Origin of the sequence: Microbispora sp. NPDC046933 (assembly GCF_040644635.1) — a bacterium.
Taxonomy (GTDB): domain Bacteria; phylum Actinomycetota; class Actinomycetes; order Streptosporangiales; family Streptosporangiaceae; genus Microbispora.
The window spans coordinates 1-1,539 of record NZ_JBEYWW010000114.1; the positions used below are offsets into that span (position 1 = coordinate 1).

The 1,539-nt window shown below is 37.8% G+C and carries 3 protein-coding genes; all 3 read right to left on the bottom strand.

Features of this window, described 5'->3' with window-relative positions:
• A partial coding sequence (locus ABZ857_RS44180; RefSeq protein WP_357056950.1) for a cyclic nucleotide-binding domain-containing protein occupies positions 1-682 on the bottom strand: 682 nt, incomplete at its 3' end.
• 85 nt (positions 683-767) lie between these two features.
• The gene (locus tag ABZ857_RS44185; protein ID WP_032951503.1) at positions 768-1,313 is read right to left on the bottom strand and encodes a DNA-binding protein; all 546 of its coding nucleotides are present in this window, start codon (positions 1,311-1,313) and stop codon (positions 768-770) included.
• 48 nt (positions 1,314-1,361) lie between these two features.
• On the bottom strand, positions 1,362-1,532 hold the full coding sequence (locus ABZ857_RS44190) for a heavy-metal-associated domain-containing protein (protein ID WP_357056953.1): 171 nt from the start codon (positions 1,530-1,532) through the stop codon (positions 1,362-1,364).
• Between the last annotated feature and the right edge of the window lie 7 nt (positions 1,533-1,539).

Consider the following 1,539-nt stretch of genomic DNA (forward strand, 5'->3'; position numbering starts at 1 on the left):
CGTTCACGTTGTTCACCGAGATCGCGTTCACGCCGCAGGCGGCCAGCAGCCGCGCGTAGGAGCCTTTTTCTTCGAGTATTTTGAACTTACGAGAAATAGTTTCGGGAGTTGTTCCGATGAACGTTGCAAGATCTTTCATTTTCATTGGAATCATAACAGAATTTGAATCTACTACTTTGACGAGTTGCAAAAGATAATTAGCGATTCGACTTTCAACATCTTCCATCATGAGAAATTGTGCTTGATATTGCATTTCCGCAGCTCTTCTCACGGTGGTTTCAAGCAATTTCAAACTGAGCTCGGGATATTTTAACAACAAATTTTTGAAATCTTGTTGTCGCAAAAAGCAAATTTGCGTTTCTTCCAATGTTTCACCATAGAGATTATCATTCATTACTCCAAACAAGGCGTCTTCACCTGCGTATCCACCAGGTTCAATCACACGTAGTAACTGCTCTTTACCAGCACTAGAAAGCTGGTATATTTTCAAGGTACCATGCGCCACAATTGCAAGTTGAGGCACTGCAAAGGGGCTGATGACTGTTTCACCTTTTTCAAAAATTTTATGATTAACAACCTGCTCAACTTGCACTAATTCACTTTCTGAAAGTAAACCAAATAGTGGCACGAGCTGTACACAGTGGTGTTCATGATGACTAAAATGATGTTTATACTTACTCATTTTGGGGATTCTCCTTATCTTATTATCGCGCTAAAATTATCAAACTGCAAGCCTCATTCAACTAAAGCCTACAGTTTCGTAAAAACTAATTATCATTATCTTCATCTTCGTCATGAAAATCAGCAACGCTTTTACCCAAGTCACCTGCCAAGTTGCGAATAACTTGAAGATTGTAGCCGTAAAGTTCGACTACACCAGCCGCCAAAGCAAATTTTTCTTCTTTGTTTGCTAGCTTGATTGCTCGCGTAATGAACATATTTTGTGCTTGGAAATCCACAATGAAGCTTTCAAGCAGATCTTCATCAGTCCAATATTTGGCTTTTGGATCCTCGGTAATGAACTTGTGATACTTTAAAAATTCTTCAGTTGTACTTGGTACAATCTCATTTTCATCAAGAAGTAAATCCGAAATTTTAAAGAAATATTCAACTTCCTTTTGTGCAATTTCACGTAAATACTCACACTTAACTGGGCTTTTCGCGTATATTCCTGCTTGAGTCAGTCGTATATTTTCTATGAACAAATTGGATAAGACATGTCCTAGCATCGCACCAGCCGTAGGTTTGTGGTGGTCAATCTCTGCTTTATCAAGTTCTTTAGCATATTTTTCATCAATCATTAATTTAGTCATCATTTTTTTCCTTTATTCAATTTATAGTGGTATCTTTCCTGGTATAAATCACACAACAGTTACTTTGCTACTCAAAACAGGATATCCAAGTTTCTCAACCTTGCTGATAAGTTCATCAGTACTGACAACATTTTCGTCAAATTCTGCTTTAACTTTTGATGCATTGAAAAGTACTTTTGCATTTGCTACGCCTTTAGTTGTAGTCATTGCAGCTTCGATTTTTGCC

What these genes read in the sequence shown, in the direction of transcription:
- ABZ857_RS44185 (WP_032951503.1), bottom strand. Translation starts at nt 1,313, where the DNA reads ATGACTAAATTAATGATTGATGAAAAATATGCTAAAGAACTTGATAAA.